Source organism: Hydrogenophaga palleronii, assembly GCF_031457455.1.
In the GTDB taxonomy this organism is placed as follows: Bacteria; Pseudomonadota; Gammaproteobacteria; order Burkholderiales; family Burkholderiaceae_C; genus Hydrogenophaga; species Hydrogenophaga palleronii_A.
The window spans coordinates 160,001-182,995 of the sequence record NZ_JAVDWU010000005.1 but is presented as its reverse complement, the minus strand read 5'-3'; the positions used below and the strand labels follow the sequence as shown (position 1 = coordinate 182,995).

The 22,995-nt window shown below is 61.1% G+C and carries 20 protein-coding genes and 2 rRNA genes; 7 read left to right on the top strand and 15 right to left on the bottom strand.

Translation table 11 applies throughout. The annotated features are described in order from the left end of the window. The first annotated feature begins 2 nt into the window (after positions 1 to 2). Positions 3 to 620: an IMPACT family protein gene (locus J2W49_RS13470; RefSeq protein ID WP_310316787.1), complete on the top strand. Its 618-nt coding sequence runs from the start codon at positions 3 to 5 to the stop codon at positions 618 to 620. Here J2W49_RS13470 and J2W49_RS13465 read toward each other — a convergent pair. Beyond that, positions 603 to 1,199: a TetR family transcriptional regulator gene (locus J2W49_RS13465; RefSeq protein ID WP_310316784.1), complete on the bottom strand. Its 597-nt coding sequence runs from the start codon at positions 1,197 to 1,199 to the stop codon at positions 603 to 605. The genes J2W49_RS13470 and J2W49_RS13465 overlap by 18 nt on opposite strands. Before the next feature lie 66 nt (positions 1,200 to 1,265). Between J2W49_RS13465 and J2W49_RS13460 the strand changes: the two genes are divergently transcribed. Beyond that, positions 1,266 to 1,694, top strand: a complete 429-nt coding sequence (locus J2W49_RS13460; protein WP_310316781.1) for a VOC family protein — start codon at positions 1,266 to 1,268, stop codon at positions 1,692 to 1,694. A gap of 17 nt (positions 1,695 to 1,711) precedes the next feature. On the opposite strand, the gene J2W49_RS13455 is transcribed toward J2W49_RS13460, so the two are convergent. Both J2W49_RS13455 and J2W49_RS13450 read right to left on the bottom strand, forming a co-directional pair. Further along, positions 1,712 to 2,077 (bottom strand): DUF1304 domain-containing protein, encoded by a 366-nt coding sequence (locus tag J2W49_RS13455; RefSeq protein ID WP_310316777.1) that lies wholly within the window; start codon positions 2,075 to 2,077, stop codon positions 1,712 to 1,714. Between the two features lie 53 nt (positions 2,078 to 2,130). Then, positions 2,131 to 2,550, bottom strand: a complete 420-nt coding sequence (locus J2W49_RS13450; protein ID WP_310316775.1) for a MerR family transcriptional regulator — start codon at positions 2,548 to 2,550, stop codon at positions 2,131 to 2,133. A gap of 125 nt (positions 2,551 to 2,675) precedes the next feature. Between J2W49_RS13450 and J2W49_RS13445 the strand changes: the two genes are divergently transcribed. Further along, entirely contained in the window at positions 2,676 to 3,785 is a 1,110-nt protein-coding gene (locus J2W49_RS13445) for an MBL fold metallo-hydrolase (protein WP_310316772.1), read from the top strand. A gap of 27 nt (positions 3,786 to 3,812) precedes the next feature. Here the strand turns inward: J2W49_RS13445 and J2W49_RS13440 are convergent, their stop codons facing one another. From J2W49_RS13440 to J2W49_RS13400, 9 genes are all read right to left on the bottom strand, one after another. Further along, positions 3,813 to 4,838, bottom strand: a complete 1,026-nt coding sequence (locus J2W49_RS13440; RefSeq protein WP_310316770.1) for a M48 family metallopeptidase — start codon at positions 4,836 to 4,838, stop codon at positions 3,813 to 3,815. Between the two features lie 115 nt (positions 4,839 to 4,953). Continuing rightward, entirely contained in the window at positions 4,954 to 5,688 is a 735-nt protein-coding gene (locus J2W49_RS13435; protein ID WP_310316767.1) for a lysophospholipid acyltransferase family protein, read from the bottom strand. A gap of 6 nt (positions 5,689 to 5,694) precedes the next feature. After that, entirely contained in the window at positions 5,695 to 6,309 is a 615-nt protein-coding gene (gmhB, locus tag J2W49_RS13430; protein WP_310316764.1) for a D-glycero-beta-D-manno-heptose 1,7-bisphosphate 7-phosphatase, read from the bottom strand. A 45-nt stretch (positions 6,310 to 6,354) separates the two neighbouring features. After that, entirely contained in the window at positions 6,355 to 8,487 is a 2,133-nt protein-coding gene (gene glyS / locus J2W49_RS13425; RefSeq protein WP_310316761.1) for a glycine--tRNA ligase subunit beta, read from the bottom strand. Positions 8,488 to 8,503: 16 nt separating this feature from the next. Next, positions 8,504 to 9,418 (bottom strand): glycine--tRNA ligase subunit alpha, encoded by a 915-nt coding sequence (gene glyQ / locus J2W49_RS13420; protein ID WP_310316758.1) that lies wholly within the window; start codon positions 9,416 to 9,418, stop codon positions 8,504 to 8,506. Positions 9,419 to 9,508: 90 nt separating this feature from the next. Next, positions 9,509 to 11,290 carry an apolipoprotein N-acyltransferase gene (gene lnt, locus J2W49_RS13415; protein WP_310316755.1) on the bottom strand — a complete coding sequence of 594 codons (1,782 nt, stop codon included), beginning with the start codon at positions 11,288 to 11,290 and terminating at the stop codon, positions 9,509 to 9,511. A 118-nt stretch (positions 11,291 to 11,408) separates the two neighbouring features. Next, positions 11,409 to 12,275 carry an HlyC/CorC family transporter gene (locus J2W49_RS13410; RefSeq protein ID WP_310316752.1) on the bottom strand — a complete coding sequence of 289 codons (867 nt, stop codon included), beginning with the start codon at positions 12,273 to 12,275 and terminating at the stop codon, positions 11,409 to 11,411. Positions 12,276 to 12,366: 91 nt separating this feature from the next. Continuing rightward, a complete protein-coding gene (locus tag J2W49_RS13405; protein WP_310316749.1) occupies positions 12,367 to 13,077 on the bottom strand; it encodes a GNAT family N-acetyltransferase in 711 nt (236 codons plus the stop codon). A gap of 102 nt (positions 13,078 to 13,179) precedes the next feature. Continuing rightward, entirely contained in the window at positions 13,180 to 13,653 is a 474-nt protein-coding gene (locus J2W49_RS13400; RefSeq protein ID WP_310316746.1) for an Lrp/AsnC family transcriptional regulator, read from the bottom strand. 117 nt (positions 13,654 to 13,770) lie between these two features. Between J2W49_RS13400 and hppD the strand changes: the two genes are divergently transcribed. Then, a complete protein-coding gene (gene hppD / locus J2W49_RS13395) occupies positions 13,771 to 14,907 on the top strand; it encodes a 4-hydroxyphenylpyruvate dioxygenase (protein WP_310316743.1) in 1,137 nt (378 codons plus the stop codon). 44 nt (positions 14,908 to 14,951) lie between these two features. Here the strand turns inward: hppD and J2W49_RS13390 are convergent, their stop codons facing one another. Further along, positions 14,952 to 15,857 carry an esterase/lipase family protein gene (locus J2W49_RS13390; protein ID WP_310316741.1) on the bottom strand — a complete coding sequence of 302 codons (906 nt, stop codon included), beginning with the start codon at positions 15,855 to 15,857 and terminating at the stop codon, positions 14,952 to 14,954. Positions 15,858 to 16,006: 149 nt separating this feature from the next. On the opposite strand from J2W49_RS13390, the gene J2W49_RS13385 reads away from it, so the two are divergent. The 3 genes from J2W49_RS13385 to J2W49_RS13375 all read left to right on the top strand — a co-directional run bounded on the left by J2W49_RS13385 (position 16,007) and on the right by J2W49_RS13375 (position 19,536). Continuing rightward, positions 16,007 to 16,747 (top strand): FFLEELY motif protein, encoded by a 741-nt coding sequence (locus J2W49_RS13385; protein ID WP_310316738.1) that lies wholly within the window; start codon positions 16,007 to 16,009, stop codon positions 16,745 to 16,747. 111 nt (positions 16,748 to 16,858) lie between these two features. Continuing rightward, positions 16,859 to 18,553: an AMP-binding protein gene (locus J2W49_RS13380; protein WP_310316733.1), complete on the top strand. Its 1,695-nt coding sequence runs from the start codon at positions 16,859 to 16,861 to the stop codon at positions 18,551 to 18,553. Between the two features lie 38 nt (positions 18,554 to 18,591). Further along, positions 18,592 to 19,536 (top strand): MBL fold metallo-hydrolase, encoded by a 945-nt coding sequence (locus J2W49_RS13375; RefSeq protein ID WP_310316731.1) that lies wholly within the window; start codon positions 18,592 to 18,594, stop codon positions 19,534 to 19,536. A gap of 118 nt (positions 19,537 to 19,654) precedes the next feature. Here the strand turns inward: J2W49_RS13375 and rrf are convergent. Both rrf and J2W49_RS13365 read right to left on the bottom strand, forming a co-directional pair. Further along, positions 19,655 to 19,767, bottom strand: a 5S ribosomal RNA gene (rrf, locus tag J2W49_RS13370). A gap of 165 nt (positions 19,768 to 19,932) precedes the next feature. Beyond that, positions 19,933 to 22,811 (bottom strand): 23S ribosomal RNA (locus J2W49_RS13365). Between the last annotated feature and the right edge of the window lie 184 nt (positions 22,812 to 22,995).

Sequence of the window (22,995 nt, the reverse complement as noted above, 5' to 3'; positions counted from 1 at the left end):
CCATGCCCTACAGCCTGCGCGCCCCGGTTCACAGCGAACTGATCATCAAAAAGAGCCGTTTCATCGGTTGCGTCGAGTCCGTGCCCGACCGCGCTGCGGCGCTGGTCCGTGTGGCTGAGTTGCGGGCCGAGCACCCCACGGCCACCCATGTCTGCTGGGCTCTGATGGCCGGCGGCCATTCGGCAGCCAATGACGACGGCGAACCTGGCGGTACGGCCGGGCGCCCGATGCTGGAAGTGTTGCGTCACCAGGAACTCGAAGGCGTGTTGGCCACAGTGGTGCGTTACTACGGTGGCACGCCCCTGGGCGCCGGCGGGCTGGTGCGCGCCTACACCGACAGCGTGGCCCAGGCGCTGCTGCAGGCTGAAAAGATCCCGGTGATTCACCACGTCACGCTGTGCTGCGAGCTGCCGTATGCGCTGGAGGGCTGGCTGCGCCGCGAGCTGCCGGCTCATGGGGCGTCGTTGCAGGAAGCCCGCCACGGCGACGGCGTTTCAGTGACCATCCAGCTGCCGGCGTCACAGGCGGCCGCGTTCATCAAGCGGCTGAACGACGCTGGTCAGGGTCGGGTGGTCTGGCCGGACCCAGACCGCGATTCCGATTCAAGCGATCAGACCTGACAACAGCAGGCGAATGGCCTGCTGGTAGGGCCCGGCTACCTCGCCCCGCGCAATGGCCAACGCCGCTCGGTCGAACGCCGCTGACATCACCACGCTGAGTTCATGCAGCGGTACCGAATCGCCGCGCCCGTGGCCCAGCGCCTCCGCCAAGCCTTCTTTGAGGGCGCCGAAGCCGGCGACGTCGCTCAGTGCCATCAACTGTTCGGCTGAGAGCACGGCTGGCGCCTCCAGCAGCAGCAGCCGCGCGCGCCCGGCCTCGGCCATGGCCGCGAAGTAGGCGTTGGCGCCATTCACCAAGGCGTTCAGTGGCTTCCGGGTTTGCCGGGTTTGCAGCTCAATTTCATCGGCCACCTCTTGCGCCAGTTGCTGGCACACCGCATGAAACAGCGCGGTCTTGTCGGCAAAGTGGTGGTAGAGCGCGCCCCGCGTGACCTGTGCAGCGGCCACGATCTCCGGCGTGCCGGTGGCGGCGAATCCCTGTTGTTCAAACAGGGCGCGTGCGGCAGCGATCAACGCGGCCCGCGTGGCGTCGGTGCGTTCGCCCTGAGAGCGTCGAGAAGGCGAGGTAGTCTTTGGCATACATACAGCCTGTATGTTATATTGAAATTACATGCACATTGTATGTAACCATTCAGGAGCCCACTCATGAAATCCACCCAGTACTACCCAGTCCTCATGACCGACCGTGTGGCCGACACGGCCCGCTACTACGAGCAACACTTCCGGTTCACCCGCCTGTTCGACAGCGACTGGTATGTGCACCTTCAATCGCTTGAGGACACCGGCGTGAACCTGGCCATTCTTGACGGCGATCACGCCATCATTCCAGAAGCCGCGCGCGGCGGCCGTGCTGCAGGCGTGCTGCTGAACTTTGAAGTCGAAGATGCCAGCGCGGAATACCAGCGGGTGCTGGATCAGGGTCTGGATGTGCAGCTCGCCCTGCGCGACGAAGCCTTTGGCCAGCGCCACTTCATCGTGAGAGACCCCAACGGCGTGCTGATCGATGTGATCCAGCCCATTGCGCCGGACGAGGCCTTTCTGGCCCAGTACGCCGCAGGCGCAGCCGCCAGCTGACTGCGCCCGGCCGCCGATCAGCCCGCGCGGGTGAGGTACACCAGCACCAGTCCCACGGCAGCCGGCAAGGCCTGCACGTAAAGGATCTTGCGGCTGGCCGTGGCAGCGCCATACAAGCCAGCCACCAGCACACAGCCCAGGAAGAACACCTTCACGCCAAAACCCTCCGGCCCCAGCCACAGACCCCATAGCAGGCCGGCCGCCAGGAAGCCGTTGTAAAGCCCCTGGTTGGCCGCCAGCACCTTGGTGGCGGCAGCCCGCTCCGGTGTCTGGCCGAAGGCGCGCATGCCGGCGGGTTTGTCCCAGAGGAACATTTCCAGCACCAGGAAATAAATGTGCAACAGGGCCACAAGCCCCACGATCACTGCGGCCAGGACGGTCATGGTTTCTCCTCGTTATTGGAATCGCTGCCGCCCCTGTGGCGGCGCGTGCCGGATTATCCCGTGCCGCCAGCCTTGCTGCCTTTTTCCACCTTGTCCAGCAGCGCCCGGGCCTCTTTCTCGTGCACCTTGATCTCTTCCAGATTCGCCACCAGATCGGCCATCTGCTCTTCCAGCTGCCGGCGGTGACCGGCCAGCACGGTCAGGAACTTGCGAAGCTGGGGCCCGGTGTCGCGCGGGCTGTCGTAGGTGTCGATGATGTCGCGCGCTTCGGTGAGCGAGAGGCCCAGGCGCTTCGCGCGCAGCGTGAGTTTGAGGCGCGTGCGGTCGCGCGCACTGTAGACCCGGTTACGCCCGCCCGGGCCTTCGCGCTGCGGTTGCAGCAGCCCCATGTCTTCATAAAAGCGAATCGCGCGCGTGGTCAGGTCGAACTCGCGCGCCAGGTCGCTGATGGTGTAGGTCGGGTTCGTCGCCATGAAGTCGGGAAGGCCTTGTCGGGTTGCAGACAGTGGGCGGCGGCGCCGCTCCGTAGAATGCCCTGAACATTGACGTTTACGTCAACGTCAATAACTCGCTGGCATCTTAACGGAATCCCGACCCCATGACCCTCTCTCGCGAACAGCTCGAAGCCCACCTCCACTACCCCCTGGGTGACGCGCTCCCCGCCCCCGGCGCCAGCCTGGTGGTGGCACCAGGGGTGAAGTGGATTCGCATGGCACTGCCCTTTGCGCTCGACCACATCAACCTGTGGCTGCTGCGCGACCAGATTGACTGCCGCGACGGATGGACCGTGGTGGATTGCTGCATTTCGCACGACGCGGCCAAGGCGCAGTGGGAAACGGTGTTCGCGAACGAACTGGAAGGCTTGCCTGTGCTGCGCGTCATTGTCACGCACATGCACCCGGACCACATCGGTCTGGCGGACTGGCTGTGCACCAGATGGTCCGGCGCAGAGGCCGGTGGACACACCTGCCGTCTGTGGATCAGCGCCACCGACTACACCATGGCGCGTATCGGTTCACAAAGCACCACCGGCTTCGGCGGCGATTCAGCTGCAGACTTCTTTGCTTCGCAGGGTCTGACCGATCCGGACAGCCTGCAGAAAATCCGCGGCCGAGCCAGCTACTACCCCAGCCTCGTTCCCTCGGTGCCCAATCAGTACCGCCGCCTCATCGATGGTCTGGTGGTGTCCATCGGCGGGCGCGACTGGCGCTGCATCAGCGGGTTTGGTCATGCGCCTGAGCACATCGCCCTGCATTGCGCCGAACTGGATGTGCTCATCAGCGGCGACATGGTGCTGCCCCGCATTTCCACCAACGTCAGTGTCTATGACCAGGAGCCCGAGGCGGATTCGCTCGCGCTCTTCCTCGACTCGCTGGAGAAGTACCTGCCCCTGCCGGTGCACACCCTGGTACTGCCTTCACACGGCAAACCGTTCACCGGCCTGCACGAACGCATCCAGCAACTGCAGGACCACCACCGCGACCGGCTGGCCGAAGTGATGGCCGCATGCAGTGAAAAGGCGTGCAGCGGTGCCGACATCCTGCCGGTCCTGTTCCCACGCGCGCTCGACCTGCACCAGACCACCTTCGCCATGGGCGAAGCGGTGGCGCACCTGCACCGGTTGTGGATGACGGGCGAGCTGGTGCGTGAGCGTGATGCAGCGGGTGTGTGGCGCTTCACGTGCGCGCCTGCACTCACCTCGTCCTGATCTGCAGGCCCGGGCTGGGCCGGGGCCTCACTCGCCCAGCGGCACCGCCGCCTGCTTCAGCGCACGGCGGCGCTGCGCATGGTCGGGCATGACGCTGGCCACCACGTCCCAGAACTGCGGGCTGTGGTCCATGTGGCGCAGGTGGCTGAGTTCGTGCACCACCACATAGTCGATCATGTCCATGCGCAAATGCACCAACCGCCAGTTGAGGCGGATCGTGCCGTCCACACTGGCACTGCCCCAGCGCGTGCCAGCGCTGGAGAGGCGAAGCCGTTCGTAGCGCACACCCAGCTGCGGCGCGAACAGGTCCAGCCGCTCGGCAAAGATGCGTTTCGCCTGCCGCATCAACCAGGCCTGTGCGGCGTCGCGGATCTGCACCTCGCTCGCGTTGTGGGCCAGCCCCAGCTTCAGCGTCGGTATCTTGGCGGCTTCCGCGTTCCCCTCCGACGCCAGCAGCACGGCACCCACCTCTGCAAAGGCATGGGTCGGGTCGAGCACCAGCCGCACACGCTGCCCCAGAAAGTCGAATTCAGCACCGTTGGCCCAGACGGTGCGCGCCTGAGCCAGCTCACCGGCACGGTCGCGTGCGCGCTGCAGCTTTTCCAGCACCCAGTCCGACTTGTCACAAAGCAGTGCCTCCACCTCGCCCACCGGCGTCCAGCGCGGTGCACTCACGGTCAGCCCTTCCGGACTCACCGACAGGCCGATGGTGCGACGCTTGCCCCGCTTGAACTCGTAAGCCACCTCACAAGCCCCCAGCCGACACGAGCGGTTCGCGCGCGGGTGGTGCCAGGTGGTGGGTGCGAACACCTGGGACAGCGACTCGGCAGGCTGTGTCGGTCCCGCAGCCGGAGGACGATCAGGCGGCACCAGAGCGTCAGCGTCCTGCACTTGCTCAGGACCAGGAAACAGCGAATCCGGCATCGACGAAGACACCGGCGAAACCACCCGACGCGGCGAACGTACCCGCCGCACCGGCGCGGGCGCAGCCGGTGCAGCCCCGAACAGATCAAACGCGAGTTGCACAAACCGCTGCACGACTGCTACCTGCACAACATATTGCTTGCCGGCGCGAAATGCCTCCATCCAGCAGACACCGAAGATCCGGCTCCGCCGGTCAAAAGGTGTCGTCCCCTTGAGGGGAAGACGCGAAGCGGCGCAGGGGTGGTCATGTGTACGCCTCAGGGTCCAACCGCCGCATCTCACCCTCGATCCAGTCCTCCACCTCGCGCATCAGCTCGTCCGGTTCACGCCCCGCGCTCGGAATCGGTTTGCCGATCGAAAACTCCACCACGCCAGGCTTCTTGATCAAGGCCTTGCGGGGCCAGCATTTGGCCGAGGTCACCGCCACCGGGATCACCGGCGCGCCGGTCCGGATCGCGAGTCGGGTGCCACCGCTTTTGTACGTGCCCTTCTGGCCACGCTCGATCCGGGTGCCCTCGGGAAACATGATCACCCAGGTGCCTTGATCCAGCAGTCGCTGCCCTTGCTGCACCACTTTGGCAAAAGCGCGCGCCCCATCGGCACGGTCGATGTGGATCATGTCCATGCGGGACATGGCCCAGCCGAAGAATGGCACACGCAGCAGCTCCTTCTTGAAGACAAAGGCCAGCGGGTGCGGCATCAAGGCTGGCATGCAAAAAGTTTCCCAGGTGGACTGGTGCTTGACCAGAAGCACCGCAGGCGCCTTGCTGCCCACCGGCAGGTTCTCGAAACCGATCACGTGGTTGCGGATGCCCAGCATCCACTGGCCGCTGTTGACCGCCAGCTTCAGCCAGCCAGCACACATCCAGTAAATGCGGTTGCTATCGAGGAACGGTGCGGCCACCAGCACAGCCAGCGCCCAAGGCACCACCGTCACCGCCATGAACACAATGTGAAGCAGGGAACGCAGCAAGTTCATGGTGGGTCAGTTCGGTGCCGGCACAGTGGCCGTGAGGGACTCGGAATCGTGGGCCAGCAGCCAGTCGGCGAATGCGGCAAGGTCGTCATGTACCTGGGTACCGGCAGGCAGCTCGGGCACCAGCACCGCCATGTCGGCGTCTGCCCCCATGCCCACCCGGTCTCTCAGGTGCTCGGACTTGCCGGTGAGCAGCAAATGAGGGGCACAGCCCGCCACCGCGGCCGCCTGCACATGGCGCAAGGCGTTGCCCGCAGCAGGCAAGCTGCCCAGGGGCGCGCCAAAGCGCTCGGCAATCTGCAGAAACAGCCCTGGCGCAGGTTTGCGGCAGGCGCAGTTGTCTTCTGGTGCATGGGGGCAGAAAAACACCGCCTCCACGCGCGCACCCACCGCCGCCAGTTGCCGGTTCATCTTGGCGTGTATCGCGTTGAGCGAAGCCATGTCGAACAGGCCCCGCCCGATGCCGGACTGGTTGGTCGCCAGCACCACCCGCCAACCGCCCTGGTTGAGCCGTGCCACTGCCTCCAGCGCCCCTGGCAGGGCCTCCCACTCATCCGGCGAGGCCACGTAGTCGTCGCGGCAGCGGTTGAGCGTGCCGTCGCGGTCGAGGATAAGCAGTTTCATGCGGGTTTCCTTCGAGGTTCCGGGACGGCTTGATCGCAGGCAGGCTTATGCAGCCAGGCGAGAAAGGTCGGCCACGCGGTTCATGGCTTCGTGCAAGGACTTCAGCAGCCCCAGGCGATTGGCCTTGAGCGCGGGATCGTCGGCGTTGACCATCACACCATCGAAGAAGGCATCCACTGGCGGGCGAAGCGCGGCCAGGATCATCAGCGAGGCGGTGTAGTCGCCGTTGGCGAACTCGGCGTCGGCCGCCGGCACGGTTGTCTGCATAGCAGCAAACAAGTCTTTTTCGGCGGACTCCGTCAAACGGGACTCCTGCACCGCGGTGCCCTCGCCTTCGGACTTCTTGAGGATGTTGCCGATGCGCTTGTTGGCCGCCGCCAACGCTGCGGCAGCGGGCAACGCGGCAAAGGCGCGCACCGCCTGCAGACGCTTCGGTACTTCGCCCAAGCGCTGCGGACGCAAGGCCAACACAGCATCTACTTCCTGTGCACTGGCGCCCTGATCGCGAAGCGATCCAGCGAGCCTATCAAACAAGAATGACTGAACCAACTTGATGTTCTCCGCCGGATACATCGAGATTTCGAAAGGAAAAGCCTTGAATGCCGAAAGGAGCAACTCTGACAAATCAAGTGGCAGATCCTTTTCCACCAACATCCGGATCACACCCAACGCATGCCGACGCAGCGCAAACGGGTCCTTGTCACCAGTCGGCAAGTTGCCAATGCCGAACATGCCCACCAGCGTTTCCAGCTTGTCGGCCAGCGCCACCACCACGCCAGTCATGTTGCGCGGCAACTCATCTCCGGCAAAGCGCGGCTTGTAGTGGTCTTCGATCGCAAAGGCAATCTCTTCGCTCAGGCCGTCGTGGCGCGCGTAGTAGCCGCCCATGATGCCCTGCAGCTCCGGGAACTCGCCCACCATGTCAGTCAGCAAATCGGTCTTGGCCAGTTGGGCGGCGGTGTCCGCACTCTTGGCCAGCACATCACCGCCAAGCTGCTGCCCGATCGCCCGGGCAATGGCGCGCACGCGCTCCACCCGCTCGCCCTGCGTGCCCAGCTTGTTGTGATACACCACCTTGCCCAGGCCTTCGACGCGGCTTTCCAGCGTCTTTTTGCGATCCTGGTCAAAGAAGAACTTGGCATCGGCCAGACGCGGGCGAACCACGCGCTCGTTGCCGCCGATCACCGCGCTGGCGTCGTCAGGGTTGATGTTGCTGACGACCAGAAATTTGTTCGTGAGCTTGTTCTGCGCATCCAGCAGCGGAAAGTACTTCTGATTGGCCTTCATCGTGAGAATCAGGCATTCCTGCGGCACGTCCAGGAACTGTTTTTCAAACTCGCAGATGAGCACATTGGGCCGCTCGACCAGCGCAGTCACTTCGTCCAGCAACGCGTCGTCTTCAATCGGCTTGCAGCCACCGCCCACCTTCGCTGCCGCCGCCGCGAGCTGCCGCGTGATCTCTGCCTTGCGTTCAGCGAACGAGGCGATCACAGCGCCATCCTTTGCCAGCGTGGTGGCGTAGCTGTCGGCGTCGGGCAGCACCACCGGGTCCACGGCGGCTTCAAAACGATGACCGTGTGTGGCATTGCCAGCCGTCAGCCCGAGCGCCTTCACCGGCACCACAGCGCTGCCATGCAAGGCCACCAGGCCATGTGCGGGTCGCACGAAGTTCACGCTGCTCCATCCGGGAAATTCGCAGTCGTTTTCGAGCTGGTAGCTCATCACCTTGGGGATGGGCAGTTTGGCAATGGCCTCATCCAATGCCTTCTGCAGGCCGACGGCCAGTTCAGCGCCAGGCTGCACGCTGTCGAAAAACAAGGCCTCAGCCTTGCCGTCCATGGCGCGCTTGAGGCCGGCCACGACGGACGCATCGGCGCCCAGCCCTGCCAGGCGCTTCAGCAGCGCGGGGGTTGGCTGGCCGCTGGCATCCAGCCCCACGCTCACCGGCATGAGTTTCTGCGACACGGCCTTGTCGGCGGCGCGCTCGGCCACGCCGGTCACATGAGCCGCCAGGCGGCGAGGCGAGGCGAACGCGGTCACGGTGGCGTCGGCGGGTGCGAGCCCCTGGGCCTTGAGCTGGTCGGCCAGCACAGTGGCGAAAGCATCGCCCAGCTTTTTCAGCGCCTTGGGCGGCAGCTCTTCTACAAACAGTTCGACGAGGAGGTTCTTTGTTGTCATTGTTTCTTATCCTGGCTCACGCGGCCTTCTTCGGGTCTATCCACTCTCGCGGCGCCATGGGGAAACCCAGGCGCTCCCGACTTTCAAAGTAGCTCTGTGCCACGCCGCGTGCCAGGTTGCGGATGCGCCCAATGTAGGCGGCGCGCTCGGTCACGCTGATGGCGCCGCGCGCGTCCAGCAGGTTGAAGCTGTGCGCACACTTGAGCACCTGCTCGTAAGCCGGCAACGCAAGTTGCTGCTCCATCAGGTGCTTGGCCTGCTTTTCGTGGGCGCTGAAGGCGGTGAACAGGAAGTCGGCGTCGGCGTGTTCAAAGTTGTAGGCCGACTGTTCCTTCTCGTTCTGCAGGTACACATCGCCATAGCTGAGCTTGGCGCCATCGGCGCCCCGGGTCCACACCAGGTCGTAGACGTTGTCCACGCCTTGCAGGTACATGGCCAGGCGTTCCAGGCCGTAGGTGATTTCGCCAGTGATGGGTTTGCAGTCGATGCCACCCACCTGCTGGAAGTAGGTGAACTGCGTGACCTCCATGCCGTTCAACCACACCTCCCAGCCCAGGCCCCAGGCGCCCAGCGTGGGATTCTCCCAGTCGTCTTCCACGAAACGGATGTCGTTCTTTTTCAGGTCGAAGCCCAGCGCTTCCAGGGAACCCAGGTACAGCTCCAGGATGTTGCTGGGCGCAGGCTTGAGCACCACCTGGTACTGGTAGTAGTGCTGCAGGCGGTTGGGGTTCTCGCCGTAGCGGCCGTCCTTGGGGCGGCGGCTGGGCTGCACGTAGGCGGCCTTCCAGGGTTCCGGGCCCAGTGCGCGCAGGAAGGTGGCGGTGTGGCTGGTGCCGGCACCCACCTCCATGTCGTAGGGCTGCAGCAGCGCGCAGCCTTGGGCGTCCCAGTAGGACTGCAGTTTCAGAATGATTTGCTGGAAGGTCAACATGCGGGCAAGGCCCCGGTGCGAAGCCCGGGCCCAAAGTGGCAAAACAAGGGAGGCCGACGGCCGGATGGGCGCGCCAGTAAACCGCTGATTTTACGGGGCCGAAGAATGGCGGCGGGCCAGGTGCCGGCCGGCGATCACAAGGATCACCGCCGCCAGGCAGCCACCCCACAGCGGCCACAAGCCCCAACGTGAAGCCCAGCGGGCAAACGGGGTGAGCCCGGAGCGCCCCTGCACGCTGGCTTCCAGCCGCCCGCGCGTGAGCCGCGGCAGCTGGTGGGTGACCTGGCCGAGGTGGTCGATCACCGCCGTGGCGCCTGTGTTCGTGGCACGCAGCATGGGTCGCCCCAACTCCATGGCGCGCAGGCGAGAGATGTGCAGGTGCTGGTCAATGGCCACCGTGTCACCGAACCAGGCGATGTTGCTCAGGTTGACCAGCACGGTCGGTGCGCGCTGTGGGTCACGGAACGACGCGGCCAGTTCTTCGCCAAACAAGTCCTCGTAACAGATGTTGGGCGAAAGTCGCTGCCCGGCCACTGTCCATGCAGGCTGGCCGAGACCGCCTCGGTCAAAGTCGCCCAGGGGGATGTTCATCATGTCGATGAACCAGCGAAACATCGGTGGAATGAATTCGCCGAACGGCACCAAGTGGTGCTTGTCGTAGCGGAAGGTGCCCTCAGTGGCACCCCCGGTGCGTTCCCAGGCAGCGGGCAACTGGCCGCCCTGCAACCCCTGCAGCGCCAGCGCAGCCGACTGCGGCGTGATGCCCCATGCGGAGTTCGTGTAGCCCTGCGAAAAACTGCCCAGGGGCAAGCCCATCAAGGCGCTGACGGCAGGGGTCTCGGGTTGCTGCGCCAGCCCTTGCAGCAAGGGTCGCCAGAAATCGGCATTGAGCTGCTGGGGCAGCAAAGGCAAAGCGGTCTCGGGCGCCACCACCAGTTGCGGCGCCGCGCCAGCACCTGTTGCTGCGGACCTGAACGCCTCGGCCAGCTGCGCCGGATACCAGTCAAGCGCTTGTGCCATCCCGGTACCGGGTTCAAATTTTTCGTCTTGCGCGATGTTGCCCTGCAGCAGCCAGACCCGCAAGGTGCCCGCGTCACGGGTCGATTGCTGAGCGAGGCTGCGCCAGCGTTCGGCGCCCGGTGTCATGCTGAAAAGCAAGGCCCCCAACGACGCGAGCGCCATGAAGCCGATGGCCAGGCCACTCGCAGTGATCGACCGCAACGCGCGTCCTCCGGTCCGGTGCTTGGCCTTGTTCGAACGCGACAGTGGCGCCAGCACCCACCTGCTGATCACCCGCAGAATGCCGTTGACAAAGGAGGCCAGCACATACGCCAGTACCGCAGACAGCAGGCCCATGCCGTACACACCCACCCACGGTGCCCAGGCCGCCAGCAGATCCACCTGGGCATACCCCCCTGCACCCCACGGGAAGCCGGTGAACCAACTGCCACGGATCAGCTCAGCCAGCGTCCACAGCGCGGCGAACAGCACCGCCTGGCCCACCCGCGACGCGGGTGCCCAGACGCACAAGATGGCTGCCGCCACGGCATACGGCAAGGCCAGCCAACTGGCCAGCGCCAGCACCGCAAGCACAGCCATCCAGGCCGCCAGCCCACCGTAGATGTGCATGGACACGAACAACCACCAGAAGGTGCCCGCCAACCACACGGTGGCAAACAACCAGCCGCGCCAGAGTGCCTGCCCGGCTCGGTCGCTGTTCTGCAAAGCCAGCACCAGCAAAGCCAGCGAAGCGATCTGCAGCCAGCCATCGGGCTGGCCTGGCGGGGTTCCCGTCAGGCTCCAGGAAGCAATCGGCCAGGCCAGTGATGCCGCCTGCAACCACCCGCCGGCGATGCACAGCAACCACCACATACCGCTGCGATGCCCCGCACTGCGCCCCGGCGGCCGACCGCTGAGGGGCGAGAAACTCGAAGGCGTGTGTAGCGACCCGAACAGGCTGCGCATGTTGGACCAGGCAAGGCGCCCGCGGTCAGGTCTCGACCACGCGAGGCATCACCTTGAACCACTTCACCGCACCGCCCTTGGTGTGCAGGACGACGAAGTTCAAGCCATCGACCTCGTGCACTTCGCCTCGCTTGGGCACGTGGCCCATGGTGTGGGCAATGAGCCCGCCGATGGTGTCGAAGTCTTCTTCTGACAGTTTGAGTCCGAAGGATTCGTTGATGCGTTCGATCGAGGTGTCGCCGCTCACGCGCCAGGTGCTGTCGGCCAGGGCAAAGATGTCGCCCTCGTCTTCATCTTCATCGAACTCGTCCTCGATCTCGCCCACGATCTCCTCGAGCACGTCTTCGATGGTGATGAGGCCGGCCACCCTGCCGAACTCGTCGATGACGATGGCCAGGTGATTGCGGTTGCCCCTGAATTCGCGCAGCAGGTCGTTGAGGCCCTTGGTTTCCGGCACGAAGGTGGCCGGGCGCAACAGGGCCCGCAGATTGAGCTCAGGCGCGCGCTGCAGTTTCAGCAGGTCCTTGGCGAGCAGAATGCCGATGATGTTTTCACGCTCACCGTCGTACACGGGAAAGCGCGAGTGCGCCGTGTCGATCACGATGTGCAGCAACTCGTCGTAAGGGGCGTGGATGCTGAGCACATCCATGCGGGGTGCGGCCACCATGACATCCCCGGCGGTCATGTCCGCAATGCGGAGCACCCCTTCGAGCATCACCCGCGATTCGGCGTTGATGATGTCGTTGTCCTCTGCCTCGGCGAGGGTTTCGATCAGTTCGTCCTTGGAATCCGGCCCGGGGTGGATGAACTCCGCAAGCTTTTGAAGGAAACCACGTTTGTCGACATGCCGCAGGCTGCGCTGCGGCCCAGGACTGGGAGGGGATTCGGCCACTGAAGGGGGAATGTTGTTGAAACAGTTTGCAAGGATAACGCAAGCCCCGGAAGCAATGCAAAGGCGTCCCTCCCTGAAACGCCGGTCCGGGCTATTCCACTTTGGCTTGCTCGCCCTCTCGACGATTTTGCAAGCGGGACAACAAGCCCCAGAACTGCTTGGCCTGGGCTTTCAGGTGGTAGTCGGTGAAGGCCATGTGCTGGTTCACCATTTCGGTCACTCTTGAATCGAAATCGGCTGGCGGCAAAACCAGATGGGCCTCGCTCTCCGAGCCGTCTCGCTCGATGACGGCTCCCGCGTTGCGCGCGATCTTGAGCATGGCGGTGTTTTCCGTCAGCGCGTGTATGAACAGCATCATCACCCCTTCATTGCGCGCGTGCATCACCGCCCGTTCGAACAAGCGCCCACCAAACCCGCGTCCGCGCGCCGCCTTGGCCACCGACACGCCGAACTCAGCGCAACTGTTGTATTGCGGATCCACCGAAAACGCCAAGTGGGCCAGGGCAATCAGGTCCAGCTTGCGATTGAAAATGCCAAACAGCTCATCCCGGTCGAAATTGATCTGATCCACATAGCGGCGAATGTGTTCGTCGCTGGCGGCGTATCCGAACCGCAGATAGCGGTCATGCGGCTCCAGCGCGAGCAGGTGCTCGACCACACGGTCCACCTGCGCCGGGCCGATGGAGCGAATGGGCACCACTGCCGTCTTCTGCTTGGCAGGCTCGGGAGGTGCGCCGGCAGCGCCCGTGAGCGCCTCGACCGAGGGCGCTCCAGGCTTGAACCAGTGAAGGGGATTGACCATTCAACGAATGTAAGGGTTTTCCCTAAATCGCCAAGGATGCATTCCTCTAAAGGGGGCATCGGTCCGACAGGCGGAGTCAGCTCACTCCACCTAAGCAAGCACTCACACCGGCAGTGCCGTCGTGCTCTTCAGGCGATCCATCACAAAGCTGGTCTTGCAGTCCTGCACACTGGGATGCTGAAGCAAGGTGTCCATCATGAAGCGGGAATACGCCGCCATGTCGGCCACGACCAACCTCAGCTGGTAATCCATTTCGCCCGTCAGCGCGGCGCACTCCACCACTTCGGGCCAGGCCATCACACTGGCCCGGAAGAGATCCATGGGGTTGCGCTTGCTGGCTTCGGTGTGCTTTTCCAAGCGCACGTTCACATAGGCGGTAAGTCCCAGACCCACACTTTCCGGCTTGACCAGTGCCACGTACCGATCGATGACGCCCGCCTCTTCCAGACGCTTCACGCGCCGCAGCACGGCACTCGCCGACAGCCCCACCACCTCCGCGATCTGGTCGTAAGTGGCCCGGCCATCGGCCTGGAGGCTGCGCAAGATGTGTCGATCGAGCTTGTCAAGTGCTTGCATGGTCGCCATTTTGCAGGTTTTCTGCAATCCAGACAAACGGTCCGCCACAAAACGCCGGAATCGTGACACGCTGCGCCGATACAGTGGCGCATTCACCCCACACCGATGGAGACAACCATGAACGCCAGCCTGCCAAGCCAAACCCCGACCATCTGGGAAAACCCCATGGGCACCGACGGATTCGAATTCATCGAGTACGCCGCACCCGATCCCGTGGCCATGGGCACTTTGTTCCAGCGCATGGGTTTCAAACCCATCGCCAAGCACCGCCACAAGGCCGTCACGCTCTACCGCCAGGGCGAGATCAACTTCATCATCAACGCCGAGCCCGACAGCTTTGCGCAGCGCTTCGCCCGTCTGCACGGCCCCAGCGTCTGTGCCATCGCCTTCCGCGTGCAGGATGCCAAGGCCGCTTATGAGCGCGCCATTTCGCTGGGCGCCTGGGGCTACGCTCAGGCTGCTGGCCCTGGCGAACTCAACATCCCCGCCATCAAGGGCATCGGCGACTCGATCATCTACTTCATCGACAAATGGCGCGGCAAAAACGGCGCCCAGACCGGCGACATCGGCAACATCGGGTTCTACGACGTGGACTTCGAGCCATTCGCTGCCGACTCCAGCGCCGATCTGAGCCCGGTCGGCCACGGCCTCACCTACATCGACCACCTCACCCACAACGTGCACCGAGGCCGCATGGACGAATGGGCCGGCTTCTACGAACGCCTGTTCAATTTCCGCGAGGTGCGCTACTTCGACATTGAAGGGCAGTCCACCGGCGTCAAGAGCAAGGCCATGACCAGCCCCTGCGGCAAGATCCGCATTCCCATCAACGAAGAAGGCAATGAAAAGTCTGGCCAGATCCAGGAGTACCTGGACCGCTACCACGGCGAGGGCATCCAGCACATCGCCATGGGCTCGACCAACCTCTACGAGACCGTCGATGCGCTGGAGCTCAGCGGCGTGAAATTGCTCAGCACCAGTGACACCTACTACGAGCTGCTCGACAAGCGCATTCCAGGCCACGGTGAGGATGTGGAAGCCCTGAAGCAGCGCAACATCCTGGTAGACGGCCACCCAGGTGAATTGCTGCTGCAGATCTTCAGCGAGAACCAGCTCGGCCCGATCTTCTTCGAGTTCATCCAGCGCAAGGGCAATCAGGGTTTTGGTGAGGGCAACTTCAAGGCCCTGTTTGAAACCATGGAGCTGGACCAGATGCGCCGCGGCGTGCTGGCGCCGGTAGCCAAAGAGGCCTGACCTGACAACCCCTGCGTAGGTATCAAAGGGGCGCGTCAGGCACGCTAGGCCTGGGCGTTGACCAAAGCCATGGTGTCAGTCATCACCACCGGATGAAAAGCCATCGCCACGTGCGCCGCGCCGGCCACCAGCCGGTTGTCGGCGCCGGGCAGGGTGGCGGTAGAAGCTGGAAACACAATGTTGTCGGTGTTCGAGTACCAGCAGACAAAGTGGGCATAGGGACACGGGCTCTGCGCCTGCTCCAGTTTTTCGAGCGCCGCGAGCCAGTCACAGCCCGGCTGCATCTGCCGCCCATTGGTCACACGGCTCAGGCGTCCCAGCCAAGTGCCCCGGTGCGGCGTGCCAATGGTGATCACAGCTTCCACTCGCGACCGGACGGATTGCCGGGCCAACCAGGCGCGCACGGCCAATCCACCCATGCTGTGACAAACCACAATAGGTGGACGACCAGTCATTCGTTCGGCACGAGAGACGGCCTCTTCGATGAGGGTGCCATAGGCATCAATGCTGCCGAAAACGGGCTCCAGGTTGACAGACACATACGGGAGTTGTTGCGCGCGCAAGGCTTTCATCCAGGGCACCCAGAGGCCCCGGTTGCAGACGAAACCGTGCACCAGCACCACCGCAGCGGACCCCATGCCAGCGGCCGGTGCTTCGTTGTCCGGCAGATGGCGCCAGCAGAAAGGTTGCCTCCAGGCAAACACCATGGGCGCCACCCGCGTCTCAGACCACCATGCGCCCAACCATGCCCTCCACCCTGCCGTTGGGGCCGGATCCGATCGGTTGATCGCGGCAGCGACCACACATTCGATCGCCAGGACCACGGCGTGTGCAGACAGGAAAGCCACCGCGCCAGCGATGACCCATCCGGGGTGCGGCCAGAACCACCACATCCAGAGCACGGCCCCGCACATGGCCGCAATGACCAGGGCCTGCTGAAGAAGGGCCAATGCTGAACCTGTTGGAGGCTTTTCTGTCATGGATACTTGGGGCCTGTCGTTGGGCACAGTCTGAACTATCGCATGCCAAGCATGGCTGACAAGACCGCTTGCCTGGCACAAACAGACATCCCTGCACAACCGCACAAACTGCCATCGAGATGAACACCTCCCGTAGCGCCGCTGATGCCATCCGTCTGCACCTTGCACGTGTGGGCGAGCTGCGCGATCGTGCCCACCAGCAGGGCCTGGCACAAGCGGTTCATGCCATCAAGCGTTTGCAGGCCCAACGCTTTAGAGGGACCTATGCGGATTTTCTGGCCAGGCCACCATTTGCACCCGCCACACGCTTCTTCCTTGAAGAGCTCTATGGTGAACACGATTTCTCCGAGCGCGACCGGCAGTTTGGCCGCATCGCCGGCGCCCTGGAGAGGATGTTCCCGGCAGCGGTGAGTTCGCTCGCCGTCGATCTGGCCGAAACACACGCACTGACTGAGGTGCTCGATCATGAGCTGGCCTCCCACTGGATGACACAACCCGAGGACGCCCCTGCAGCACTTCGGTACGTGAACAGTTGGCGCCGGACAGGCGCTCACGAAGATCGGCTCCGGCAACTCACCGTGGTGCAACACATGGGCAGCGAGTTGCAGCGCCTGACCCGCAACCCCTCGCTGCGACTGGGTCTGAAGATGATGCGGCGCCCCGCGCAGTTGGCCGGGCTGTCCGCGTTGCAGGGTTTTCTTGAGAGCGGATTCGACTCCTTCGCGGCCATGCGCAATCCGGACGAATTCATGCAGGCCATCCAGATGCGCGAACGCCACTGGATTGATGCGCTCTTCGAGACGGACATTTCCGTGGTGGCCGCAGAGCTGCAGGCCGAGATTCAGCGCGGCTTGGCCTGAATACTCTTTCTATTTGTGCTTTCGGCGACACCTTCCTAGGGGTCGCCCTGTGTTCGTGCTTGCATCGCCAAGACAGAATCCATGACGTCGTCAACCTTTCCATCCCGACCCATGACCCGTCCCTGGCTGTCCCACTATCCCGCTGGCGTTCCGCATGACGTGGACCCTGACCAATACCGGTCGTTGGCGGCCCTGCTTGAAGGGTCGTTCAGAAAGCACGCACGTCAGCCTGTGTCGGTCTGCATGGAACATTGGATGAGTTATGGCGAACTTGACGAGCACAGCGCAGCCGTGGGCGCTTGGCTGCAAAGCCAAGGCCTGGTTCAAGGCGACAGGGTGGCGGTCATGCTGCCCAATGTGCCCCAGTTTCTGGTGGTGATGGCGGCCATTGTTCGGGCCGGATTCACCGCGGTGAACGTCAACCCGCTCTACACGAGCCGGGAACTTGAACACCAGTTGTCCGATTCCGGCGCCAAGGGGATCGTGATTCTTGAAAATTTCGCCGCCACACTAGAAGAGGTGATCGACAGGACGCCTGTGAATGTGGTGGTTGTCGCCAGCCTTGGCGACATGCTCGGATTCTGGAACGGGCGGTGGCTGACCTTTGCTGTCAGGCACCTGGCAAAGATGGTTCCACCGTACAAGTTGCCGCTGTCCAGCCCGGGCGGTCACAGAACGATCACCAGTTTTCGAAAGGCGCTACAACAAGGCGCAGGCCTTTCGCTGAAACCCAGCCAGGCCAGTCTTGATTCGGTGGCCTTCCTCCAGTACACCGGGGGGACCACCGGACTGTCCAAGGGCGCCATCCTCACGCACCGCAACATCATCGCGGCCATCCTCCAGGCGGAAGCCTGGTTCCAGCCTGCGGTTGCGCGCGTGGGCGACGTACGCACTGTCAATGCGATTGCCGCATTGCCGCTGTATCACATCTTTGCGCTGACCTTGAGTCTCCTGGCTATCCGGTGGGGCTCCCACATGACGCTGATACCGAATCCTCGCGACATTCCCAAGGTCGTTGCCACCCTCAAGCGACGTCCGTTTCACATCCTGCCTGCGGTCAACACCTTGTTCAATGCGCTCCTGCAAGATCCACAATTCAGACAACTGGACTTCTCAACCCTCGTGCTGTCTCAAGCTGGAGGCATGGCCGCATCCGAAGGAACGGCGCGGCAATGGTTGGCGGTGACCGGTTGTCCCATGATTGAAGGCTGGGGCATGAGCGAGACCTGCGCCATCGGCACCAACAACCCCGTGACCCTGCAATCGTTCAGTGGCACGATTGGTCTGCCTCTGCCTGGCATCGATGTTGCCATCAAGGACGATCATGGAGCGAACGTTCCAGCGGGCGCATCGGGGGAAATCACGATCAAAGGCCCAAACGTGATGCATGGCTACTACAACCAGCCCGAGGAAACCGCCAGCGCCTTCACTCCCGACGGCTACATGCGCACAGGGGACATCGGCATCATGGACGAGCAGGGTTACACACGCATTGTTGATCGCAAAAAGGACATGATCCTGGTATCCGGCTTCAACGTCTTTCCCAATGAGCTTGAGAACGTCGTCTCGCTCTGCCCCGGTGTTCTGGAGTGCGCAGCCATTGGGGTGCCAGACGAAAAGCAAGGTGAGTCCGTGAAAATTTTTGTCGTACGCTCCGATCCCACGCTCAGCGAGGATGACGTGGCTCGATACTGTCATGACAATCTGACCGGCTACAAGCGTCCGAAGTACATCGAGTTCAGAGACGAGCTTCCCAAGACCAACGTGGGCAAGATTCTCAGGAGAGCGCTGCGAAATGCGGCCTGAAGCACGGAATCGTCCGCACCTCAATGTCCAAAGCTCACATGTTCACGATGCTGGCGGATCTTGAACAAGCAGGTATCACGGTTTTTGAGAGAGGGTGGCTGTCTTCCAACAACATCCTCATTCAGGGATCTGGTGGTCCATCCGCCTTGGTTGATTCGGGCTATGTGAGTCACGCGGAACAAACTCTCAACCTGGTTCGTTCTGCATTAAATGGTCGACCACTTGATCTGTTGTTGAATACCCACCTCCATAGCGACCACTGTGGAGGCAATTCCCTGTTGCAGTCCTCCTACCCTGACCTGTGTACCTTGATTCCACCCGGGCTGGCGTCCGCGGTCAGTGAATGGGATCCGGTTGCACTGACTTTTGAGCCCACCGGACAGTCGTGCACCCCGTTTTCGTTTGAAGAGCTTCTGCTGCCCGGTTCAACACTGCAACTCGGTTCATTGCATTGGCAGGTCCATGCGGCCCAAGGACATGACCCTCATTCGGTCATCCTGTTTCAGCCCCAATATCGAATACTTATTTCAGCCGACGCTCTGTGGGAGAACGGTTTCGGCGTGGTTTTTCCCGAACTCGAAGGCCTTGAGGCATTTCAGGATGTGGCGAACACGCTGGACACGATTGAACAACTGGCTCCACTGACAGTCATTCCCGGCCACGGTTCGATCTTCCAGGACCTGCCGACTGCGCTATCGAAAGCCAGATCCCGCTTAGCGGGATTTATTGAAAACCCGGACAAGCACAAACGTCATGCGCTCAAAGTGCTTTTAAAGTTCAAGCTTCTGGAATGGCAGCAGATTCATCGCTCAGCGCTAGCCCAATGGTGCCAGCGAACGCCCTATATCACGCGCCTTGCAAGTGATGGCAATCCCACGCCGTTGTCGGTAGAAGACTTCTCCGCATTCCTTGTTCCCCTGCTTAAAGAACTGGAGCGCAGCGGGGCGCTGCGACTTGAGGAAGACTTCGTCTTCAACAGCTGAGTTGTCACTGGCGGTCATTTCCACTGGGGTGGCCACGGCGGCTTCAAACAACCAAGCGCCAGAAAGCCCAAACCCCCAGGCACCATAAGGCACGAGGGGGTTTGGGGGGCTGGTAAGAGCCTGACGATGACCTACTTTCACACGGGAACCCGCACTATCATCGGCGCAAAGGCGTTTCACTGTCCTGTTCGGGATGGGAAGGAGTGGTACCACCTCGCTATGGTCGTCAGGCATAACTTGTTGTCCTGATGGCGCGAGCGCCACCTGAACGAATTCATAGAGCTTCGAATCAGCTGATTTTTGATTGCTGCCAACGTCGTGATCGAAGACCACGAGGGCATAACATGACTTTTCAGTCGGATGACATTCAACTGTGATCGATTTGATCAAAGTTATAGGGTCAAGCCGCACGAGCAATTAGTATCGGTTAGCTTAACGCATTGCTGCGCTTCCACACCCGACCTATCAACGTCCTGGTCTTGAACGACTCTTTAGGGGGCTCAAGGCCCCGGCAGATCTCATCTTGGAACGAGTTTCCCGCTTAGATGCTTTCAGCGGTTATCTCTTCCGCACTTAGCTACCCGGCAATGCCACTGGCGTGACAACCGGTACACCAGAGGTGCGTCCACTCCGGTCCTCTCGTACTAGGAGCAGGCTTCCTCAAATCTGCAGCGCCCACGGAAGATAGGGACCAAACTGTCTCACGACGTTTTAAACCCAGCTCACGTACCTCTTTAAATGGCGAACAGCCATACCCTTGGGACCGGCTACAGCCCCAGGATGAGATGAGCCGACATCGAGGTGCCAAACACCGCCGTCGATATGAACTCTTGGGCGGTATCAGCCTGTTATCCCCAGAGTACCTTTTATCCGTTGAGCGATGGCCCTTCCATACAGAACCACCGGATCACTATGTCCTGCTTTCGCATCTGCTCGACTTGTCAGTCTCGCAGTTAAGCACGCTTATGCCATTGCACTATTAGCACGATGTCCGACCGTACCTAGCGTACCTTCGAACTCCTCCGTTACACTTTGGGAGGAGACCGCCCCAGTCAAACTGCCTACCATGCACTGTCCCCGATCCAGATAATGGACCTAGGTTAGAACCTCAAACACACCAGGGTGGTATTTCAACGTTGGCTCCACAAGATCTAGCGACCCTGCTTCAAAGCCTCCCACCTATCCTACACAGATCTGTTCAAAGTCCAATACAAAGCTACAGTAAAGGTTCATGGGGTCTTTCCGTCTTTCCGCGGGGAGATTGCATCATCACAAACATTTCAACTTCGCTGAGTCTCAGGAGGAGACAGTGTGGCCATCGTTACGCCATTCGTGCAGGTCGGAACTTACCCGACAAGGAATTTCGCTACCTTAGGACCGTTATAGTTACGGCCGCCGTTTACTGGGACTTCGATCAAGAGCTTGCACCCCATCAATTAATCTTCCAGCACCGGGCAGGCGTCACACCCTATACGTCCACTTTCGTGTTTGCAGAGTGCTGTGTTTTTAATAAACAGTCGCAGCCACCAATTTTTTGCAACCCATTCGTGCTCAGATGTTCTCATCACACTACTAGGGCACACCTTCTTCCGAAGTTACGGTGTCAATTTGCCGAGTTCCTTCTCCTGAGTTCTCTCAAGCGCCTTAGAATACTCATCTCGCGCACCAGTGTCGGTTTGCGGTACGGTCAATTACAAGCTGAAGCTTAGTGGCTTTTCCTGGGACCTCGTTCAGTTACTTCGTGAGCAAGCTCACTCGATCGACAGCCTCGGTATATGACACGCGGATTTGCCTACGTGTCGCCTACATCTGTCTAAACCGGCACATCCAACCGCCGGATAACCTATTAAGATCCGTCCCCACATCGCACTTGTAATCGGTACAGGAATATTGACCTGTTTCCCATCAGCTACGCATCTCTGCCTCGCCTTAGGGGCCGACTCACCCTACGCCGATGAACGTTGCGTAGGAAACCTTGCGCTTACGGCGAGGGGGCTTTTCACCCCCTTTAACGCTACTCATGTCAGCATTCGCACTTCTGATACCTCCAGCATCCTTCACAAGACACCTTCACAGGCTTACAGAACGCTCTCCTACCACTTGCAATAAATTGCAAATCCGCAGCTTCGGTAACTGGCTTAGCCCCGTTACATCTTCCGCGCAGGACGACTCGATCAGTGAGCTATTACGCTTTCTTTAAATGATGGCTGCTTCTAAGCCAACATCCTGACTGTTTTAGCCTTCCCACTTCGTTTCCCACTTAGCCCGTTTTAGGGACCTTAGCTGGCGGTCTGGGTTGTTTCCCTCTTGAGTCCGGACGTTAGCACCCGGTGCTCTGTCTCCCAAGCTGTACTCATCGGTATTCGGAGTTTGCCTTGGTTTGGTAAGTCGCCATGACCCCCTAGCCAAAACAGTGCTCTACCCCCGACGGTAATACTTGAGGCACTACCTAAATAGTTTTCGGAGAGAACCAGCTATTTCCAAGTTTGTTTAGCCTTTCACCCCTATCCACAGCTCATCCGCTAATTTTGCAACATTAGTCGGTTCGGACCTCCAGTACCTGTTACGGCACCTTCATCCTGGCCATGGATAGATCACTTGGTTTCGGGTCTACACCCAGCGACTGAATCGCCCTATTCGGACTCGGTTTCCCTACGCCTTCCCTACTCGGTTAAGCTTGCCACTGAATGTAAGTCGCTGACCCATTATACAAAAGGTACGCAGTCACCCCTTTCGAGGCTCCTACTTTTTGTAAGCATGCGGTTTCAGGATCTATTTCACTCCCCTCCCGGGGTTCTTTTCGCCTTTCCCTCACGGTACTTGTTCACTATCGGTCGATGATGAGTATTTAGCCTTGGAGGATGGTCCCCCCATATTCAGACAGGATTTCTCGTGTCCCGCCCTACTTTTCGCTAGCTCAGTACCACACGTCTCTTTTCACATACGGGGCTATCACCCGCTATGGCCAGCCTTTCCAGACTGTTCTGTTAAGTGTCGTGCTATCACTAGCAGGCTCTTCCAATTTCGCTCGCCACTACTTTCGGAATCTCGGTTGATGTCTTTTCCTCGAGCTACTGAGATGTTTCAGTTCACCCGGTTCGCCTCGCATGACTATGTATTCATCATGCGATACCTACTGCTAGGTGGGTTTCCCCATTCGGAAATCTCCGGATCAAAGCTAATTTGCCAGCTCCCCGAAGCTTATCGCAGGCTATCACGTCCTTCGTCGCCTATCATCGCCAAGGCATCCACCACATGCTCTTATTCACTTGACCCTATAACTTTGACGTCTCACACGGCCTTTCAACCGAATGAAACACAAAATCACATCAAGAGAATGTCTGTCAGGTCTTTCACCTGACGCGTTATGCCGTTCCAATTTATATCGTTAGATCAAATTGAATATTCGTTGACGCAATCAAAAATTCTTGTTGCTGATGGCACGGTACGCACTAAACC

Coding starts and splice junctions, on each gene's coding strand:
- J2W49_RS13450 (WP_310316775.1), bottom strand. CDS start 2,550: ATGGCGACGAACCCGACCTACACCATCAGCGACCTGGCGCGCGAGTTC.
- J2W49_RS13435 (WP_310316767.1), bottom strand. CDS start 5,688: ATGAACTTGCTGCGTTCCCTGCTTCACATTGTGTTCATGGCGGTGACG.
- J2W49_RS13380 (WP_310316733.1), top strand. CDS start 16,859: ATGACCCGTCCCTGGCTGTCCCACTATCCCGCTGGCGTTCCGCATGAC.
- J2W49_RS13455 (WP_310316777.1), bottom strand. CDS start 2,077: ATGACCGTCCTGGCCGCAGTGATCGTGGGGCTTGTGGCCCTGTTGCAC.
- lnt (WP_310316755.1), bottom strand. CDS start 11,290: ATGTGGTGGTTGCTGTGCATCGCCGGCGGGTGGTTGCAGGCGGCATCA.
- J2W49_RS13445 (WP_310316772.1), top strand. CDS start 2,676: ATGACCCTCTCTCGCGAACAGCTCGAAGCCCACCTCCACTACCCCCTG.
- J2W49_RS13400 (WP_310316746.1), bottom strand. CDS start 13,653: ATGCAAGCACTTGACAAGCTCGATCGACACATCTTGCGCAGCCTCCAG.
- J2W49_RS13385 (WP_310316738.1), top strand. CDS start 16,007: ATGAACACCTCCCGTAGCGCCGCTGATGCCATCCGTCTGCACCTTGCA.
- J2W49_RS13470 (WP_310316787.1), top strand. CDS start 3: ATGCCCTACAGCCTGCGCGCCCCGGTTCACAGCGAACTGATCATCAAA.
- glyQ (WP_310316758.1), bottom strand. CDS start 9,418: ATGTTGACCTTCCAGCAAATCATTCTGAAACTGCAGTCCTACTGGGAC.
- J2W49_RS13460 (WP_310316781.1), top strand. CDS start 1,266: ATGAAATCCACCCAGTACTACCCAGTCCTCATGACCGACCGTGTGGCC.
- J2W49_RS13465 (WP_310316784.1), bottom strand. CDS start 1,199: ATGCCAAAGACTACCTCGCCTTCTCGACGCTCTCAGGGCGAACGCACC.
- hppD (WP_310316743.1), top strand. CDS start 13,771: ATGAACGCCAGCCTGCCAAGCCAAACCCCGACCATCTGGGAAAACCCC.
- J2W49_RS13375 (WP_310316731.1), top strand. CDS start 18,592: ATGTTCACGATGCTGGCGGATCTTGAACAAGCAGGTATCACGGTTTTT.
- gmhB (WP_310316764.1), bottom strand. CDS start 6,309: ATGAAACTGCTTATCCTCGACCGCGACGGCACGCTCAACCGCTGCCGC.
- glyS (WP_310316761.1), bottom strand. CDS start 8,487: ATGACAACAAAGAACCTCCTCGTCGAACTGTTTGTAGAAGAGCTGCCG.
- J2W49_RS13405 (WP_310316749.1), bottom strand. CDS start 13,077: ATGGTCAATCCCCTTCACTGGTTCAAGCCTGGAGCGCCCTCGGTCGAG.